Genomic DNA, 17,044 nt, shown 5'->3' with positions numbered 1-17,044 from the left:
ACGGACTGGAGCGGATTCTCTTGACCTGGCTGGAAGACCGGGCGGTCGCGGTGATCACCGGCTCGGCCGTGGGCGACGCCCTCGGCGGTGCCGTCGAAGGGTGGACCCCCGAGCAGATCGAAGAACGCCACGGCGGCCGTGTGACCGGCATCGTCGGGCCCTGGTACCCGAACTGGCGCGACGCGCGTCCCATCGCGCCTTACCACAAGGGCGACGGGCACATCACCGACGACACCCTCATGACACAGGCGCTCGTGGAGGTGTACGCGAAGCGCCGCGACCACCTCGACGCGTTCGCGATGGCCGAGGACCTCGTGCCGCTGATGATCGGCGAGCCGCGGTGGGTGCCGGAGCTCGAATCCACGGCACTGCTGCTGCAGCGGGTGTTCCTGGCGGAGAAGTGGATCGTCGCGCGGCTCCACTACGGACACGTGGACCCGCGTGAAGCCGGTGTGGGCAACGTCGTCAACTGCGGTGCGGCGATGTACATCGCACCGGTCGGCGTGGTCAACGCGGGTGACCCCCGCGGCGCCTACGCCGAGGCGATCGACCTCACCGGCGCGCACCAGGCCAGCTACGGACGCGAGGCGGCCGGCGTGCTGGCGGCCATGATCGCGGCCGCGGCCGCCCCGGGCGCGACGCTCGACGACGTCGCCGCGGCGGCGCTGGAGCTCGCGCACGACGGCACCGCGGAAGCGCTTCGCGCGGTCGTGGCGGCCTTCGGTGCGACGGCCGCGGCGCCGACTTCCGACGAGGAGGAACGCGCGCTGGCGCGTCGAGTGCGGGAGGTCGTGGCGCCGTTCGACTCGGTGGGTCCGGAGTACCGGCAGATGTCGATGGACGCGCGGCGCCCGTCGCGCACCAAGTCCATCGAGGAGCTGCCCGCGGCGCTGGCCTTCGTGCTCGCGCACCGCGGCGACTTCCGCGGTGCCGTGCTCGCGGCCGTGAACTACGGCCGCGACGCGGACTCGATAGCCGCCATGGCCGGGGCGATCTGCGCCGCGCTCGGCGGCACCGGCGTGGTGCCCGCCGAGTGGCTCGACCCGATCAGCGAGGCCAGCAAGATGGACATCGCGGCGACCGGCCGGCTGCTGGCCTCGGCCGCGGCGGACATCATGCGGGCCGACCGTGAGCGGGCGCAGGCCCGGGTCAAGGCGCTCGACGGGACCCTGTCGGCACTCGTTTCGGAGGCCTGAGCGTGAGGCTGACCTGGGCCCAGCCCGAGGACCTGCTGGCGCACGAGCTCGTCCAGTCCTCTGTGGAGGGTCGCGACACGGCGGACGTGCGGATGCGCTGGGTGGCGGCGGGCGGCGACCCCGTCCCCGCCGTGAGCGGCGCCGGGCCCAACCCGGCGCCGCCCGCCCTGCGAGCCCTGGCGCGCACGCTGCTCGGCGAGCTCGCGGCCGTCCCGGCCTCGCCGGCGCCCGACGAGCCGGACGACTGGAACGCGATCGTCGCCACGCTGCCTGCCGCGCCGGACCTGCCGTCGGGCCTGCGTGACGGGCGGGTGCTCGGCGCGTGGACCGGACGGGCCGCCGGGTGCCTGCTGGGCAAGCCGGTGGAGAAGATCCCGCGCGAGGGCATCGAGGAGATCCTTCGCGCCACGGGCCGGTGGCCGCTCGAGAAGTGGTTCACCGCCGTCGGGCTGCCCGCGGACGTCGCGGCGCGGTGGCCGTGGAACAAGCGCTCGGCGCCGACGTCGCTCGAGGAGAACATCCACGGCATGCCCGAGGACGACGACCTCAACTACCCGATGCTCGCGCTCACGCTGCTCGAGACGCGCGGGCGCGGGTTCACCACCGAGGACGTCGCGCAGCTGTGGCTCGACAACCTCCCGGCCGGGCGCGTGTTCACGGCCGAGCGGGCGGCCTACCGCAACATCCTCGACGCCCGCCCGGTGCCCGAGACCGCGACGCACCTCAACCCGTTCCGCGAGTGGATCGGTGCGCTGATCCGCACGGACGTGTTCGGCTGGGTCTCCCCGGGCGACCTGCGCGCGGCCGCGCGTCTCGCGTGGACCGACGCCCGCCTGAGCCACACCCGCAACGGTGTCTACGGCGCCATGTGGGCCGCGGCCCTGGCCTCGGCGGCGATGGTGTGCGACACGGTGGACGAGGTGCTCGATGCCGCGGCCACGGTGATCCCGCCGGGCAGCCGCCTCGCCGAGGCGGTGCGCCTCGGCCGTGCGGCTGCTTCGTCCGGTGACCTCCGCACCGGCCTCGACCGCCTCCACGCCGCCTACGGCGACCTGCACTGGGTTCACGTGCTCGGCAACGCGGCCGTGATCGCTTACGCGCTGGCCAAGGGCGCCGGCGAGTTCGGCCCGAGCGTCTCCATCGCCGTCACGGCGGGCTGGGACACCGACTCGGCCGCCGCCACGGTCGGCGGTGTGGTCGGCGCTCTGCGCGGCGTGCCGGGAATCGGCGAGCAGTGGGTGACGCCGTTGGACGGCCGCATCGCGACGTCCCTGCCGGGCGGCGAGCAGAAGATCACCGACCTGGCGGCTCGGACGGTCGCGCTCGCGGAGCGTGTGTCGTGAGGGCGCGCCGGTTCGCGGTCCCGGCAGGGATCGTGGGTTGCCGGGAGCGTGTGTCATGAGGGGAAGTGTCGTGGTGGTCGGGTCGGCGAACGTCGACCTGGTCGTCGACGCGCCGCGGCCGCCGCGGGCCGGGGAGACGATCCTCGGCGGGCGGCTGCGGCGCAGCCCCGGCGGCAAGGGTGCGAACCAGGCGGTGGGTGCCGCGCTGGCCGGGGGAGCGCACACGACGTTCGTGGGCGCGCTCGGCGAGGACGAGGCCGGGGACCTGATCCTGCTGTCGCTGGGCGGCGCGGGTGTGCGGACCGACCTTGTCGCGCGGACGAAAGCGGCCACGGGCACGGCGTTCATCACCGTGTCGCCGGACGGCGAGAACGCGATCGTCGTCGCGCCGGGTGCGAACGAGCGCGTGCGGATCGGCGAGGTGGAAGCCGCGCGGATCGCGGCGGCCGACGTGGTCTTGGCACAGCTGGAGATCCCGCTCGCGGTCGTGCGCGCCGCCGCGGCCGCGCGCAAGCCGGGCGCACTGTTCGTGCTCAACGCCGCGCCGTCGCGGGAGCTGCCGGCCGACGTCTGGGCCGCGCTCGACGTGCTCGTGGTCAACGAGCACGAGGCCGCCGACCTCGGCGGCCTCGAAACCCTGCTCGGCCGTGTGCCCGCCGTCGTGGTCACGCTCGGCGGCGACGGCTGCCTCGTCGCCGAACGCGACCGGGAACCCGTGCGGGTGCCTGGGATCCGGGTGACCACAGTGGACACCACCGGGGCCGGCGACACATTCTGCGGAGTGCTCGCCGCGGGCCTCGCCGAGGGCCGGGCGCTCGCCGACGCCGCGCGGCTCGCGTGCGTGGCCGGCGCGCTCGCCGTCACGCGGCCCGGTGCGCAGGCCGCCGTTCCCACCGCTGAAGAGGTCGCGGCTTTCGCGGCCGGAGAAAAGGTGCGATGACCACCCCGTTCGACCCGCTCGTGCCGCGCCCGATCGACCGGCCGGCCGAGGTCGCTCTGACCCCGCTCACCGCCGAGCAGCTCGCGGCGCTCGACGAAGCCAAGATCTTCGCCGCGCCGAGCGACCCCGCCGACCGGCCCGCGTGGCGCGCCCGCCTGCGCGAGTGGCGCGAGGATTCCCGCCGTCGCCACGACTACACCGGCGAGGCCTACGAGCGCCCCGGCGCCGCGTGGGCCGCCCGGTGCCACACCGTCGCGCAGGTCTGGCTGTGGGACGAGCTGCTGTACTCCTTCGCCGAGCACAAGTTCACGCCCGAGGTGTTCCTCGCCGACGCCCGCGAGCGATTCGGCGGCCTCGACGCCGTGGTGCTCTGGCACGCCTACCCCGTGATCGGCCTCGACGACCGCAACCAGTGGGACTACTACCGCGACGTCCCCGGCCTGGCCGAGCTCGTCACGGCGCTGCACGACGCCGGCCTCCACGTGTTCGTGGACTACAACCCGTGGGACGTGGGCACCCGCCGCGGCGCGGACGACCTCACCGAGCTGGCGGCCCTCGTCGCGGACTTCGAAGCCGACGGCGTCTTCCTCGACACGCTCAAGAAGGCCGAGCCGGGCTTCGTCGAACGGCTCGAAGCCGCGCGCCCCGGGATTGTGCTGGAGGGCGAGTCGAAGCTGCCGGTCGAGCGCATCGCCGACCACACGGCGTCGTGGGCACAGTTCTTCGCCGACTCGCCCGTGCCCGGCGTGCTGCGCGCGCACTGGTACGAGCGGCGCCACATGCAGCACCACGTGCGCCGCTGGCACCGCGACCACTCCGAGGAACTCCAGTCGGCGTGGCTCAACGGCGTCGGCGTGATGGTGTGGGAAGTCGTGTTCGGCGTGTGGGTCGGCTGGTCGGCCCGCGACGCCGCGACCGCGCGGCGCATGGTGACCGTGCAGCGCGCGGCCGGCGACCTGCTGCTGGGCGGCGAGTGGACCCCGCTTGCCGAGCTGACGCCCGAGGCCGAGGCCGCCGGCGTCTATGCGTCCAGCTGGGAGCTCGACGGTGTGACACTGTGGACATTCGTCAACCGCGGCGAGACGGACTACACCGGTGAGCTGCTGCCCGCCGGGCCCGGCAAGGTCCTCGACCTGCTCGGTGGTGTGCCCGCCCGTGGCATCGGCGCGGTGCTGCACCTGGCCGACGGCACTCCCGAACCCGCGTGGCTGCCGGAACTGCTCGACGCGGTGAAGTCCGCGCCCCACGACGCCCACTCCCGTTTCCCGCACCGGATCGCGGAACGGGTAAGTCCACAAAGGACTCACGGTGAGCCCGAAGTGGACGCCGTCACGGTGCCGGCCGGGCCGTACGTGCTGACCGTCCGCTACCAGGCCCGCGAAACCGGCATGTACCAGGGCGCGCCCTACGTCGACGAGTGGAAGCCCCTCCCGCCGCGGCTGCACGACGCCCGCACCCTCCAGCGTGACGGCTCGCTTGCTACCCCGGTCGCGGTGGCGGCCATCGGGGTCACCAACGCGCAGTTCGCCGAGTTCCTCTCCGCCACCGGCTATCGGCCCGCGTACGGGCACCGGTTCCTCGCGCACTGGATCGACGGCGTGCCGAGCGATCCCGACGAGCCCGTGACCTTTGTGGACCTCGACGACGCCCGCGCCTACTGCGCGTGGCGCGGCGGACGGCTGCCCACCGAGGACGAGTGGCAGCTGGCGGGGGAGACCGGCGGCCTGAGCCGCGGCGAGCCTGCCGTGTGGAACTGGACCGAGAGCGAGCACTCCGACGGGCGGACCCGCTTCGTGATGCTCAAAGGCGGCAGCGACTACCGGGCCGAGGGCTCCGAGTGGTACATCGAGGGCGGCCGCCACGCCCCCGACGTCAGCGTGAAGCTGTTGCTGCCCGGATTGGGTCTCGCGCGCGCCGCGACGGTCGGGTTCCGCTGCGCTTGGGAGGTGACGGCATGACGACGTCGCGGGATTCCGCCGGTGGCGCCCTGGCCGGGTTGCGGGTGGTGGACGCGTCCACGCTCTTCGCCGGCCCGATGGCCGCGATGCACCTGGGTGACATGGGTGCCGAGGTGACCAAGGTCGAGCACCCGAGCCGCCCCGATCCGTCGCGCACGCACGGCGTCGCCAAAGACGGGGTGAACCTGTGGTGGAAAACGCTCGGGCGCAACAAGCGGACCATCACCGCGGATCTCAGCAGTGAAGGTGGCCGTGAGGTGTTCCTGGCGTTGGCCGGCGAGGCCGACGTGGTGATCGAGAACTTCCGCCCGGGCACCCTGGAACGCTGGAACCTCGGCTACGACGAGCTTTCCGCCCGCAACCCGCGGCTCGTGCTCGCGCGCGTGACCGGGTTCGGCCAGTTCGGCCCGTACCGCTCGCGCCCCGGCTTCGGCACCCTCGCCGAGGCGATGAGCGGGTTCGCCGCCACCACGGGCGAGCCGGACGGCCCGCCGACGCTCCCGCCGTTCGGCCTCGCCGACGGCGTCGCCTCCCTGGCCACGGCCTACGCGATCATGGTCGCGCTTTCGGCTCGTGCCACCAGCGGGCGCGGGCAGGTCGTGGACACCGCGATCATCGAGCCGATCCTCGCGATGCTCGGCCCGCAGATCACGCGGTGGGACCAGCTTCAGACGGTGCAGCCGCGCACGGGCAACCGGTCCATCAACAACGCGCCGCGCAACACCTACCGCACCGCCGACGGGCAGTGGGTCGCCGTGTCCACCTCCGCGCAGTCGGTGGCCGAACGCGTGGTGCGGCTCGTCGGTAGGCCCGACCTGGCCGACCAGCCGTGGTTCGCCCGCGGCGCCGACCGCGCGCAGCACGCCGACGAGCTCGACGACGCCGTGGGCGGCTGGATCTCCCAGCGCAGCCGCGCCGAGGTCGTCGCCGCGTTCGAGGAGGCACAGGCCGCCGTCGCCCCCATCTACGACGCCGCCGACATCGTCGCCGACCCCCAGTTCCGCGCCCTCGGCACCATCCACGAGATCGACGACCCCGAGCTCGGCCCCATCCTCATGCAGGGCCCGCTCTTCCGCCTTTCCGGCAACGACGGAGTCATCGGCTTCACCGGCCGCCCCCACGGCGCCGACACCGACACCGTGCTGAAGGAACTGGGCTTCTCGGCCGAGCGCATCGCCGAACTTCGGGCGGGGGGAGCGGTATGAGCGCCACCCCGCCGTTGACCTTCCTCTACGCCCCGGCCGACCGGCCCGATCGGGTGGAGAAGGCGCTCGCGTCGGAGGCCGACGTGGTGCTCGTGGATCTCGAGGACGCCGTCGCGCCGGCGCACAAAGCCGAGGCGCGCGAGAACGTCGTGCGGCTGCTGGCCGGGCTGCCCGAGGGGCGCCGGGTGCAGGTGCGCGTAAATCACCCCAGTACGCCGTGGCACGAGGCGGACGTCGCGGCGCTCGCGGGGCTGCCGGTGGCGGTCGGGGTGCGGATGCCGAAGGTGGAGGCGGCCGAGGAGGTGCTGGCGCTCGCGGCGGCGTTGCCGGGGCGGGAGCTGCACCCGTTGATCGAGTCGGCGCTGGGGGTGGAGCGGGCGCTGCAGATCGCGACCGCGTCGCCGCAGGTGGCGTCGATCGGGCTCGGGGAGGCGGATCTGCGGTCGGACCTGGGTGTGGACGACGAGGCCGGGCTCACGTGGGCGCGCAGCCGCGTGATCGTGGCGGCGCGGGCCGCGCGGCTGGCGCCGCCGGCCATGTCGGCTTACACCAACGTGCGCGACCTCGACGGGCTCGCGGCGTCGTGCCGGGCCGGGCGCGCGCTCGGGTTCCGCGGGCGCACGGCGATCCACCCGGGCCAGCTCGCCACGATCCGCGCCGCGTTCCTGCCGAGCGCCGAGGAGGTGGCGCGGGCCAGCGAAGTCGTCGCGCGCGTCGCCGACGCCACGGCGGCCGGGGTCGGAGCGATCGCGCTGGCCGACGGGACGTTCCTCGACGTCGCGATGGTCGAGCGTGCACGCACGGTGCTGGCGCTGGCCCAGCCGGACCCGGCGTAAGCGATCTCGAACACAGGAAAGCCCGCCCCGTCTTCGACTACTCTGGCATCGACGAGTCCGGAGGGAGGGGCCATGACCGACGAGGAGCTCGTGGTCGAGTTCGCGCTGCGGCGCCTGGACAACCCCGACCTCGAACTGGAGGAGATCGCGGCGCTGGTCGTCCGGCGGCTGGGACCCGAGCGCATGCTGGAGTTCGCGTCGCAGAACCTCGCCACGCGCGGTGAGCTGCGCGCGGCGATCTTCCCCTCGGCCGTCGAGCACGTGCTCCGCGTGGTGCTGACCCTGCGTGGTCGCAGCGACTAGGGAATGTCTGACAATGCCTTGGTCCAGGTGACCACGGCATGCAGGACGACCGCGGATCGGTAAACGATGGCGAGCTTGTCGTAGCGGGTGGTGGCCAGACCACGCCATTGCTTGAGCAGGTTGAAGCGACGTTCGATCACGTTGCGGCCCCGGTAAGCGACCGAGTCGAACGCGGGTGGGCGGCCACCACGGGAACCCCGGCGTTCGCGGTGCCCGGTCTGACCGGCAGGTTCGGGAATCACCGCGACAATGCCACGAGCACGCAGATGCCTGCGGATCGCGCGGGAGGAATACGCCTTGTCGCCGCGGACGCGGTCGGGCCGGGTACGTGCCCGACCGCGTCCGACCCGCCGGACTCAGCCGAGGTTGTTGATGCCGAGGGAGAAGTCGAAGTTCCCCACGCCGCAGCGGGCCAAGCCCATCGTCAACACGCCCGCTCCCTCGACCCAGTGGGCCATGCTCAAGTCGCCGGTGTCCCGCGGGCGCAGTCCGAGGCTCTCGATGAACGTTGAAACGCTCGCCTTGGCTTGCGCATCGTCGCCGGCCATGAACACGTCCGCGGGGCCGCCTTGGGCCAGGACGTGGCGGAAAAGGGTGTTGAACGCCTTCACGACATGGGCGCTCGCGGGCGCGGCCTCGGCCACGCTTTGGGCGATGGAGGTGTTGTGGGGGACGGCCAGCCCGGTGCCGGTGGCGTTGAAGGGGTTGGTGATGTCGACGATGATCTTGCCGGCCAGCGCGTCCCGGAACTCGCGGACGACAGGCACGGCACTGTCGAACAGCACCGCGAGGACGACGATGTCGCCGGCCGGGGCGGCACCGAATGTCCCGGCCGTGGCGCCGCCGCCGAGGGTTTTGGCCAGGGCCGCGGATTTGGCCGCGTCGCGTCCGATCACCTCGACGGTGTTGCCGCCCGCCACCGCGAGCGTGCCGATGGTACGGGCCATGTTTCCCGTACCGATGAGGGTGATGCTGCTCATGACGTGTGCTCGCTTCTGTGTGAGTCAGATGGCGGTTGCGCCGCCGTCGGTAACGAGTTCCAGGCCGTTGACGTAGCTGGAGTCGTCGGAGGCGAGGAAAAGGGCGACGGTGGCGATTTCTTCGGGGCGGCCCATCTCTCCGCGGGGGATGAGGGACTCGAACGCGGCCTTGGTGGCCTCGTCGAACAGTTCTTCCTGTTTGGCGGTGGCGACCTGGCCGGGGGTCAGGACGTTGACCCGGATATTGCGATCGCGCAGTTCGTTGAGCCAGACGCGCGCCCAAGCCTGCTGGACGGCTTTGCTTCCCGCGTAGAGGCTCCAGCCGGGGAAGGCGCCGAGTGAGGCGTTGGATCCGGTCATGAAGATCGACCCGTTGTCGTTGATCAGTGGCAGTGCCTTCTGGACGGTGAACAGGGTGCCGCGCGCGTTGAGCCAGAAGGCGCGGTGGAACTGTTCCTCGGTGATCTCGCCGAGGACGGCGGGTTCGCCCGTCCCGGCGCTGGCCCACAGCACGTCGATCGAGCCCTTTTCGCGCTTGACGGTGTCGTACAAGCGGTCCAGGTCGTCCAGGTCGGCTGCGTCACCCTGCACGGCGGTGACGTTGCGGGCGATCAGCTTGACCGCGTCGTCCAATGCTTCCTGCCGACGAGCCTGGATGAAGACGTGAGCTCCTTCCTCGACGAACAGCTTGGCGCCGGCCAGTGCCATGCCGGTGGATCCGCCGGTGATCACCGCGACCTTGCCATCGAGCTTTCCCACAACCACTCCAGTTCACTTGCTGTGCCGATGTTATGTACACCGATCTGCGTACTTAACGTATCGAACAGGCGCGCGGCGTGCAAGCTATGCACACCGATCGGTACCGAAGTGGGCTACGCTGGGCGCGTGACAGAGTTGGAGAAGGGGCCGCGAGGACTGCGCCGCGGCAGGGGCGCACGAGAGCGCATCCTCAGCGCGTCGCAACAACTGTTCCGCGATCAGGGCATCAACTGCACCGGCATGGACCAGCTCTGCGCAGTGGCGGAGGTATCCAAACGCACGCTCTACCAGCACTTCGCCGGCAAGGACGAGCTGATCGCCGAATGCCTGCACCGATTCGATCCCGACATCCTGCCCGAAGTGTTCGACCGCACCGACCTCACACCTCGCGAACGACTCCTTGCCGTGTTCGACGTGCACGCGCCCCTGTGCCCGTTCATCCAGGCGGCCGTCGAAATCCCCGACCCGGGGCACCCGGCACGCGTATACGCCCGCGACTACAAGAAAGCCTTTGCCGCCCGGCTCACCGAAACCGCCCGCGAGGCCGGCGCCACCAATCCCGAACAACTCGGCGAGCAACTGGCGCTGCTCCTGGACGGCGCCGCCGCCCGCACCCGAGTCCTCGACACCGACGTGTTCACCACCGCCGCCGCCATCGCCGCCGTCCTCATCGGCAACGCCATTCCCGCGACAGCCCGGCGGTGACTGCAGAAGTCGAAGTTGTCCGCGTTAAGCCGTGTTGCTGACTCGGTGTTCAGCCAGTGGAGGGTGGCGGCGAGGCAGAGGGCGGCGTGGTAGTCACGGGCGGTCTTGTCTGACCTCATCGCGATGCCGTGCCGTTGTTTGAGTTTGTTGAAGCACCGCTCGACGACGTTGCGGCCCTGGTAGCACTCGCTCACACGCCGGCTTCAGCCCACCGGTCGAAGTTCTTGAACACCGTGTTCCCGAACTGGTCCGGCAGGTCCCGCCACGGAGCCCGGTGCGACAGCCACCGCCTCGACCGCCTGACGACGATCAACGGGCGGACGAGCGATCGACTTCGGCTGGGGAAAAAGCCGGAGCCTTCCGGCGCAGCCACGCCCAGGGACTGCGCCCGCCTGTGAAGGCCCACAGTGCGATCACCGGGTCCGTCAGCGCGCACCCGAAGGACGAGTCCGCCGCGAACGGCAGGATCGGCGCGCCCTTGAGGTGGTGGACGACGTCCCACGCCGTGTGCAGCAGCCAGCCGATCCCGATGATCGTCCACGAGTCCAGTCCGCGGAAGGCGACCAGCGTCAGCACGGCGCAGAACACCACTTCCCACACTCCCAACCCGCCGCCGGACAGGTAGGCCGCGCCCGCGCCGGCGACCATCAGGGCGTTGAACCTCCGCCGCTGCGGCTCGGGGATCAGGGACGAGAGCAGCACGTACACCAGGCCGATCGCGATCGGCAGCAGCACTTCGGTCATGGTCGTCACGCTAGGAAGCCCGGAGCGCGCCCACTACCGGCCTCCGTGCCAGACAGCAGCGGATTCCCGCCAACCGACGGGAATCCGCTGCTGCGTACCGGGTTCAGCGCGGCTTCGGCGCGGCATGTCGACGGCGTGGCCAGAGGGGCAGCCGAGCGCCCTGCCGGGTGACGTAGATGCCCGGGATGAGGCCGAGCGCCGGGCTCAGCGCGCCCGTGGTTTCGATCTCGGCCGGGGCGGTGGTCTTGGTGCTGGTGTGAGTGGACATGACTTCCTCCGGGTGTCCCGAGTGGACAGGTCTCTTGTGGACGGTGCTCAGGCCGCGGCGGTCTCGAACGCCGCCGCGGGGGCGAAAGCGGCCGCGCGGGTGCGGGCGCCGGTGATCACGGTGGTCAGCGTCGCGAGGTCCTGCGGGCCGTCGTGGCGCTGGTCGTTGACGAAGAACGTCGGGGTCCCGGCCACGCCGCTGAGGTCGGCCGACTCGACATCCCGCTCGACGTGGCCGGCGAAGCGGCGGCGCAGCAGGTCGTCGCGGAACCGGTCGACGTCGAGGCCCAGCTGCTCGGCGTAGCCGACGAGGGCGTCGAAGTGCAGGTCGGTCTGGTTGCCCAGCAGCAGGTCGTGCATCGGCCAGAACGCGCCCTGCGCGCCCGCCGCCTCGGCCGCCTCGGCGGCCAGCTGTGCGTGGGGGTGGATGTCGTGCAGGGGCAGGTGGCGCCACACATAGCGGATGTCGGTGTTCTCGGCCAGCAGCTCGCGCGCGGTCGGCGCCGCCATGCCGGTCCACGGGCACTCGAAGTCGCCGTACTCGACCACGGTCACCGCGGCGTCCTCCGGCCCGCGCACGTGGTCGCGGCTCAGGTCGACCGGAGCGACGAGGTCGGTCAGCAGGGGAGCGTCGCCGAGCAGCGCGCGGGTCCGCACCTCTTCCGGCAGCGCGGCCGTGACCTTCTGCACGAGGAAGGTCAGCAGCGTCGCGCCCGCCGCCGCGGCGAGGACACCGAGCTTCGCCTCCGCCAGCTCCCGCCCGGTGAAGGCGAGGTCGGCGATCAGCAGCGACACGGTGAACCCGACGCCCGCCATCGCGCCGCCGCTCAGCACGCCGGCCCAGCCGACCTGCGGCCGCAGGGCGCCGCCGCTGAGGCGGGTCAGCAGCCACGAGGTGCCGAACACCGCGACGGGCTTGCCCAGCACGTAGGCGAGGAAGATCCCCACGGTGATCGGTGCCGTGACCGCGCTCGCCAGTACCTCGGTGTTCACGGTGATGCCGGCGTTGGCCAGCGCGAACAGCGGGACGACGACGTAGCTCGTCACGCGGTGGAAGGCGTGGCGCAGCCGGGCGTTGGCCGACAGCGTCGCGCTCAGCCGCTTGCTCGCCGAGCTGGCCGTCTCCGCGGTGGGCTGCTCACGGAACAGGCGCACCAGCGTGGTCGCCTCCTCCAGCGAGTCGCGCTTCGGCACGTACGCCGACGTCGCGAGCCCCACCGCCAGACCGGCCACGACCGGGTCGATCCCGCTGGTCAGCAGCGCGCCCCACACCGTCAGCGCCAGCGCGGTGAACACGGGCTTGCGGTAGCGGTAGTCGAGCCTGCGGCTCGCCAGCACCCCGGCGTACGCGGCGGCGGCGATCCCGACGGCCATGAGGTCCACATGCCCGCTGTAGGCCAGCGCGATGACCACCAGGGCCACGATGTCGTCGACCACGAACACGGTGAGCACGAACGTGCGGATCCGCTCGGGCGCACCGCGCCCGACCACGGTGAACACGCCCAGCGCCAGCGCGGTGTCGGTCGACATCGCCGCGCCCCAGCCGTGCGCGCCGGGCCCGCCGCCGTTGAGCGCCAGGTAGATCAGCACGGGCACCGCCATGCCGGCCAGCCCGGCGACGGCGGGCAGGATCAGGCGGCGCCGTTCGCGCAGGTCGCCGAGGTCGAACTCGCGCCGCGCCTCCAGCCCCACCACCAGGAAGAACAGCGTCATCAGGCCGCTGTTGACCCAGTCGCGCACCGGCAACGCGGCGCTCAGCGGCCCGATCTGCACGCTCAGCACCCAGTTCCACACGGCGTCGTACGCGCCGGGCGCCAGGTTCGCCCAGGCCAGGGCCGCCACGATCGCCGCGACGAGGATCCCGGCGCTGCCGGACTCGGTCCGCAGGAACGTCCGCAGCGGGCTCGACGACGGCCCGGACATCGACATCCGGCCCATCGCCATCTCGGACTGGCTCATCTCCGACATCGACATGGCTTCGCTGGTCCGCGGGTGCATCGGCGTCACGTTCATGTCTAACCCTTAAAGTCGCTAGTGGTAGTTAGAACTCAAACATGGTAGAACTAACCTGTCAAGAGGGAATTTGAGGGTTAGGTAAATCGGAGGGCAGTGCGGTGGAGAGAGCGGTACAGAAAGACGAGACCCTGGTCCTCGATCTGCTGAACACCACAGCACTCGTCGACGGCGCACCACACGACGACCTGGAGGCCGCGGACGATGGGTTGCGCTGGCTGTCCGCCCACGGGCAACCCGCGACGGAGGGGGAGTGGCGCACCCTGCTCGACCTGCGCGCGACCCTGCAGGACGTGGTGCGCGGCGACGCGGAACCGTCGTCGGTCGGGCGGTTCGTCGAGGGGGTCGGCTACCTCGCAACCCTCGGCGCGGACGGCATCGGCTGGACCCTGGACGCCCCCGCGGGCCACGCCGCCGCGGCGCGCGCGGTCCTCACCTGGGACGGCCTGCGCGAGTCCGGCCGCCTGCGCCCGTGCGCCAACCCGGAGTGCCGACTGTTCCTCATCGACCACAGCAAGGCCAACACCGCCCGCTGGTGCTCGATGGCCACGTGCGGCAACCGCCTCAAGGCGCGCCGGCACTACCGCCGCACCCAACAGTCCGAAGTGGACTGAAGCGGGCCCTCCCCCGGCGACCGGGCCCGCTCCAGGGCTTCATTCGTTGTGCAGCACCGTCGCGATCGGCAGGCGAGCCGCGCGCCCGGCGGGGATGAGCGCACCCAGCACGGCGATGACGATCCCGGCCAGCCCCAGCGCGACGAGCAACGGCGCGCGGTAGACGTCGATGACGAACCCGAACACGTCCGACTGGGCGGCGCGCAGCATGGCCGGCCCGACCAGCCGGTGCACGAGGAAGCCGAGCGGCAGCCCGAGCAGCCCGCCGACCACGCCCAGCACCCCCATCGAGGTGACCATCATGACCGTCACCTGGCGCGGCGTCATCCCGATCGCCTTGAGCATCCCCAGGTCGCGGCGGCGTTCGTGAGCGTTGAGCACCACGGTGTTGAACACGCCCAGCGCCGCGACGATCGCGAGCACCAGCGTCAGGATCGACGCGCTGCCGACCAGGAGCACGGCCTGCGAAGACGTGCCGTCGCGCGGGGGAGCGGCCTCCAGCCCGGGGTCGCGGGCGTGCACCGCGTTCACGAGCGTCTCGTGGTCGGCGCCGGGAGCAAGCTGCACGTCGTAGGTCTCCGCGCGGGTGCCCGGCGCGAGCACGTCGAGGGTCGCCCAGTCGGCGTAGATCGCCTGGTCGTTGTTGGTCAGCGTGACCCCGACGAACGTCAGCTGCGTGCGGTTTCCGCCCAGCTCCACCGTGATCGTGTCGCCGAGGGCGACCCCGCGCTGGTTGAGGAACCGTGACGGCGCGGCGGCTTCCCCGGCGCGGGCCGCCCACCGGCCGTCGAGGATCTCCGGTCCCAGCGCCGCCGAATCCCCGCGGGAGAAGATGACCGAGGGGTTCTCCTGGCTGCCGAGCAGATGCACGGTGCGCGTCGCCGAAGCGGCGACCCGGGCGGAACCGGGCAGCGACCGCAGCATCGCCTCGTCGGCGGGGTCGGTGAGTGCCGCGTCCGGGTGCGGGCCAGGTACGTCGGCGGGCAGAGTGAGACCGTCGGTCAGGCCGGCGAGGAACTCGACGCGATCGGGGTGCGCGGGCCGCATCGCGGTGTTGTACGCGTTGACCGACAGCGTCACGCCGATCGACAACGTCACCGTCATGACCCCGAGCACGATCGCCGCCAGCGTCAGCACACTGCGTGCCGGGCGGGCGAACGGGACGCCGAGGCCGAGGCTCACCGAGCGTGGCAGCCGGGTGCCGGCGAGCCGGCGCTGGACCGTGAGCGCGCGGCCGAACCGGGGCCCGCTGCCCGCGCTGATCGCCGCGGTCGCCGGCAGTCGGCGGGCCCGCAGTGCGGAAACCAGTGCCGCCAGCACGACAACCAGCGGCAAGCCCACCAGCGCGACGGCGTCGACCCACGAGTCGATCCCGGCGTCGCCCGCGCCGAACGCGCTGAACGCATCGGCGAGCACTGGCTTGGCGACGAGATTGCCGCCGATCGTCCCGACGACGCAGCCGAGGGTGGCGGGTACGAGCACCATCAGCAGATACACGGCCATCACCTGGTTCGGCGTGAACCCGAGCGACTTGAGCACCCCGATGTCGCGGAAACCGGACACCACGGCGCCGCTCACCACGTTGGCGACGATCAGCACGGCCACCGCGAGCCCGAGGATGCCGAACGGGACCAGAAAGGGCACGTACGGGCCGACGTCGGAGTCGAGCCGTTCCTCGACGGTCAGGTAGGACTGCTCGCCGAGCACGGACCTCGCCGGCAACCCGGCTGTCACCGCAGTCAGGCCCGCGTCGACCTCCGCCGCCGTGGCGGCGTGGGTGAAGCGGTAGAGCACCTGCGCGGTGGTCGGCTGCAGCGCTGTCAGCTGCGCCGGTGTCACCCACGCGTCGGCGGAGGCGCTCACCGAATACGCGAACCCGACGACGGTGAGCACCGGCTTGCCCGGGATCTCGATCCGCGAACCCAGCGGCACGAGGTCGTCGGAGCCGCGCGGGAACTTCAGCACGATCTCCCCGGGCGCGGTGGCCCACCGGCCCGCCCACACGTCCAGCCGGTCGACGGCACCTTCGGGGTCCGCGCGCCCGACCGTGGTCAGGCTGCCCGTCCGCGCCGCGACGCTCTTCGCGGTATCCAGCGTGACCTGCCCGAACGGCCCCGCCGACGCCTCGACGCGCGGCCGGGCGGAGGTGGCGGCGAGCTGCTCGCCCGACACCCGCGTGGTGTCGTAGGCGACGACGAGGTGCGCGCCGTTCTGCTCCGCGTGCGCCCGCTGGAACGGCCCCGACGCCGACACCAGCAGCCCGAGTGCGAGCACGATCGTGCCGGTCGACACCGCGACCACGACGGCGATCACGGCCGTCTGCACCCGCCGGCGCCGGACGGCGGCGCGTGCCACCCGCCACACCGCGCTCACGACGAGCGCTCCAGACCCGAGGTCGCGGCGATCCGGCCGTCGACGACCTGGACCACACGCGTGGCGCACTGCTTCACGAGCCGCTCGTCGTGCGTGACGAGCAGCAGCGTCTGCCCGATCTGGTTGAGGTCGAGCAGCAGGTCCATCACCTGCTCGCCGGAGCGGCTGTCGAGCGCGCCCGTGGGTTCGTCGGCCAGCAGCAGGGCGGGCCGGTTCATCAGCGCCCGCGCCACGGCCACGCGCTGGCGTTCGCCGCCGCTGAGCTGCGCGGGGTAGATGTTGCGGCGCCCGGCGATGCCGAGCTCGTCGAGCAGCTCCAGCGCACGGGCGCGGGCCTGCGCGGCCGAAGTCCCGGTCAACTGCGCGGCGAGAGCGACGTTGTCGAGCGCCGGGAGGTCGTCGAGCAGGTTGAAGAACTGGAAGATCATGCCGATGCGCCTGCGGCGGAACAGCGCGAGCCCCGTCTCGCTCAGCTTGCCGAGGTCTTCGCCGTTGACCACGACGGACCCGGACGTCGGACGGTCCAGCCCGGCCACCATGTTCAGCAGCGTCGACTTCCCGCTGCCCGACGGCCCCATCACCGCGACCGCCTCACCCGCGCGGATCCCCAGCGAGACCCCGTCCAGGGCCACCGAATCGCTGTACTCCTTGCGCACGGCGGTCAGCTGCACCACCGGGTTCGCTCTGCTCTCGTCACTGGTCACGGCACGCAATCCTGAAGCAGCGTCGCCGCCGTGGCATCAGTCCGGGGAGGTAACCGCCGAACGTGGTCATCCTGGGGATGTAGCCGCCGGGTTGATGCGGCGGG

16 protein-coding genes and 2 pseudogenes are annotated in these 17,044 nt (G+C 72.0%); 9 read left to right on the top strand and 9 right to left on the bottom strand.

Annotated features, from left to right (window positions below; genetic code table 11):
- The first annotated feature begins 20 nt into the window (after positions 1 to 20).
- From AB0383_RS05335 to AB0383_RS05305, 7 genes are all read left to right on the top strand, one after another.
- On the top strand, positions 21 to 1,196 hold the full coding sequence (locus tag AB0383_RS05335; protein WP_366185340.1) for an ADP-ribosylglycohydrolase family protein: 1,176 nt from the start codon (positions 21 to 23) through the stop codon (positions 1,194 to 1,196).
- 2 nt (positions 1,197 to 1,198) lie between these two features.
- Positions 1,199 to 2,539 carry an ADP-ribosylglycohydrolase family protein gene (locus AB0383_RS05330; protein WP_366185338.1) on the top strand — a complete coding sequence of 447 codons (1,341 nt, stop codon included), beginning with the start codon at positions 1,199 to 1,201 and terminating at the stop codon, positions 2,537 to 2,539.
- A gap of 55 nt (positions 2,540 to 2,594) precedes the next feature.
- Complete coding sequence (locus AB0383_RS05325) at positions 2,595 to 3,479, top strand: ribokinase (protein ID WP_366185336.1); 885 nt, start codon at positions 2,595 to 2,597, stop codon at positions 3,477 to 3,479.
- Positions 3,476 to 5,437 carry an SUMF1/EgtB/PvdO family nonheme iron enzyme gene (locus tag AB0383_RS05320; RefSeq protein ID WP_366185334.1) on the top strand — a complete coding sequence of 654 codons (1,962 nt, stop codon included), beginning with the start codon at positions 3,476 to 3,478 and terminating at the stop codon, positions 5,435 to 5,437. The genes AB0383_RS05325 and AB0383_RS05320 overlap by 4 nt, the downstream gene beginning before the upstream one ends.
- Complete coding sequence (locus AB0383_RS05315; protein WP_364182458.1) at positions 5,434 to 6,642, top strand: CoA transferase; 1,209 nt, start codon at positions 5,434 to 5,436, stop codon at positions 6,640 to 6,642. Before AB0383_RS05320 ends, AB0383_RS05315 begins: the two co-directional genes overlap by 4 nt.
- Positions 6,639 to 7,478: a CoA ester lyase gene (locus AB0383_RS05310; protein ID WP_366185332.1), complete on the top strand. Its 840-nt coding sequence runs from the start codon at positions 6,639 to 6,641 to the stop codon at positions 7,476 to 7,478. The genes AB0383_RS05315 and AB0383_RS05310 overlap by 4 nt, the downstream gene beginning before the upstream one ends.
- A 72-nt stretch (positions 7,479 to 7,550) precedes the next feature.
- Positions 7,551 to 7,781, top strand: coding sequence for a hypothetical protein (locus AB0383_RS05305; RefSeq protein ID WP_220239402.1), 231 nt, complete (start codon positions 7,551 to 7,553; stop codon positions 7,779 to 7,781).
- Here AB0383_RS05305 and AB0383_RS05300 read toward each other — a convergent pair.
- From AB0383_RS05300 to AB0383_RS05290, 3 genes and pseudogenes are all read right to left on the bottom strand, one after another.
- Positions 7,778 to 8,098: pseudogene (locus AB0383_RS05300) on the bottom strand (transposase); the annotation flags it as partial. The gene AB0383_RS05305 and the pseudogene AB0383_RS05300 overlap by 4 nt on opposite strands.
- A 39-nt stretch (positions 8,099 to 8,137) precedes the next feature.
- Positions 8,138 to 8,761: an NAD(P)-binding domain-containing protein gene (locus tag AB0383_RS05295; protein WP_366185330.1), complete on the bottom strand. Its 624-nt coding sequence runs from the start codon at positions 8,759 to 8,761 to the stop codon at positions 8,138 to 8,140.
- A gap of 24 nt (positions 8,762 to 8,785) precedes the next feature.
- Positions 8,786 to 9,520, bottom strand: a complete 735-nt coding sequence (locus tag AB0383_RS05290) for an SDR family oxidoreductase (RefSeq protein ID WP_366185328.1) — start codon at positions 9,518 to 9,520, stop codon at positions 8,786 to 8,788.
- Between AB0383_RS05290 and AB0383_RS05285 the strand changes: the two genes are divergently transcribed.
- On the top strand, positions 9,425 to 10,225 hold the full coding sequence (locus tag AB0383_RS05285) for a TetR/AcrR family transcriptional regulator (RefSeq protein WP_366185326.1): 801 nt from the start codon (positions 9,425 to 9,427) through the stop codon (positions 10,223 to 10,225). The genes AB0383_RS05290 and AB0383_RS05285 overlap by 96 nt on opposite strands.
- Positions 10,226 to 10,302: 77 nt before the next feature.
- Here AB0383_RS05285 and AB0383_RS05280 read toward each other — a convergent pair.
- The 4 genes and pseudogenes from AB0383_RS05280 to AB0383_RS05265 all read right to left on the bottom strand — a co-directional run.
- Positions 10,303 to 10,407: pseudogene (locus AB0383_RS05280) on the bottom strand (IS5/IS1182 family transposase); the annotation flags it as partial.
- 127 nt (positions 10,408 to 10,534) lie between these two features.
- On the bottom strand, positions 10,535 to 10,969 hold the full coding sequence (locus AB0383_RS05275; RefSeq protein ID WP_366185324.1) for a DUF6010 family protein: 435 nt from the start codon (positions 10,967 to 10,969) through the stop codon (positions 10,535 to 10,537).
- 103 nt (positions 10,970 to 11,072) lie between these two features.
- The gene (locus AB0383_RS05270) at positions 11,073 to 11,237 is read right to left on the bottom strand and encodes a hypothetical protein (RefSeq protein WP_366185322.1); all 165 of its coding nucleotides are present in this window, start codon (positions 11,235 to 11,237) and stop codon (positions 11,073 to 11,075) included.
- 47 nt (positions 11,238 to 11,284) lie between these two features.
- Complete coding sequence (locus tag AB0383_RS05265) at positions 11,285 to 13,249, bottom strand: Na+/H+ antiporter NhaA (RefSeq protein WP_366185320.1); 1,965 nt, start codon at positions 13,247 to 13,249, stop codon at positions 11,285 to 11,287.
- A 101-nt stretch (positions 13,250 to 13,350) separates the two neighbouring features.
- Between AB0383_RS05265 and AB0383_RS05260 the strand changes: the two genes are divergently transcribed.
- Complete coding sequence (locus AB0383_RS05260; protein ID WP_364182430.1) at positions 13,351 to 13,863, top strand: CGNR zinc finger domain-containing protein; 513 nt, start codon at positions 13,351 to 13,353, stop codon at positions 13,861 to 13,863.
- Between the two features lie 39 nt (positions 13,864 to 13,902).
- Here AB0383_RS05260 and AB0383_RS05255 read toward each other — a convergent pair whose 3' ends face one another.
- Positions 13,903 to 16,236, bottom strand: coding sequence for an FtsX-like permease family protein (locus AB0383_RS05255; protein WP_366185317.1), 2,334 nt, complete (start codon positions 16,234 to 16,236; stop codon positions 13,903 to 13,905).
- Entirely contained in the window at positions 16,233 to 16,940 is a 708-nt protein-coding gene (locus AB0383_RS05250; protein ID WP_366185315.1) for an ABC transporter ATP-binding protein, read from the bottom strand. The genes AB0383_RS05255 and AB0383_RS05250 overlap by 4 nt, the downstream gene beginning before the upstream one ends.
- Positions 16,941 to 17,044: the final 104 nt, after the last annotated feature.

Origin of the sequence: Amycolatopsis sp. NPDC051373 (genome assembly GCF_040689465.1) — a bacterium.
Lineage (GTDB): Bacteria > Actinomycetota > Actinomycetes > Mycobacteriales > Pseudonocardiaceae > Amycolatopsis.
Note: the sequence above shows the minus strand (reverse complement) of the source record. Positions and strands in the feature narration are given on the sequence as shown.

Bases quoted from the DNA above. Each gene is read 5' to 3' on its own strand.
- AB0383_RS05265 (WP_366185320.1), bottom strand. From the start codon at position 13,249: ATGAACGTGACGCCGATGCACCCGCGGACCAGCGAAGCCATGTCGATG.
- AB0383_RS05295 (WP_366185330.1), bottom strand. From the start codon at position 8,761: ATGAGCAGCATCACCCTCATCGGTACGGGAAACATGGCCCGTACCATC.
- AB0383_RS05305 (WP_220239402.1), top strand. From the start codon at position 7,551: ATGACCGACGAGGAGCTCGTGGTCGAGTTCGCGCTGCGGCGCCTGGAC.
- AB0383_RS05325 (WP_366185336.1), top strand. From the start codon at position 2,595: ATGAGGGGAAGTGTCGTGGTGGTCGGGTCGGCGAACGTCGACCTGGTC.
- AB0383_RS05270 (WP_366185322.1), bottom strand. From the start codon at position 11,237: ATGTCCACTCACACCAGCACCAAGACCACCGCCCCGGCCGAGATCGAA.
- AB0383_RS05275 (WP_366185324.1), bottom strand. From the start codon at position 10,969: ATGACCGAAGTGCTGCTGCCGATCGCGATCGGCCTGGTGTACGTGCTG.
- AB0383_RS05320 (WP_366185334.1), top strand. From the start codon at position 3,476: ATGACCACCCCGTTCGACCCGCTCGTGCCGCGCCCGATCGACCGGCCG.
- AB0383_RS05310 (WP_366185332.1), top strand. From the start codon at position 6,639: ATGAGCGCCACCCCGCCGTTGACCTTCCTCTACGCCCCGGCCGACCGG.
- AB0383_RS05315 (WP_364182458.1), top strand. From the start codon at position 5,434: ATGACGACGTCGCGGGATTCCGCCGGTGGCGCCCTGGCCGGGTTGCGG.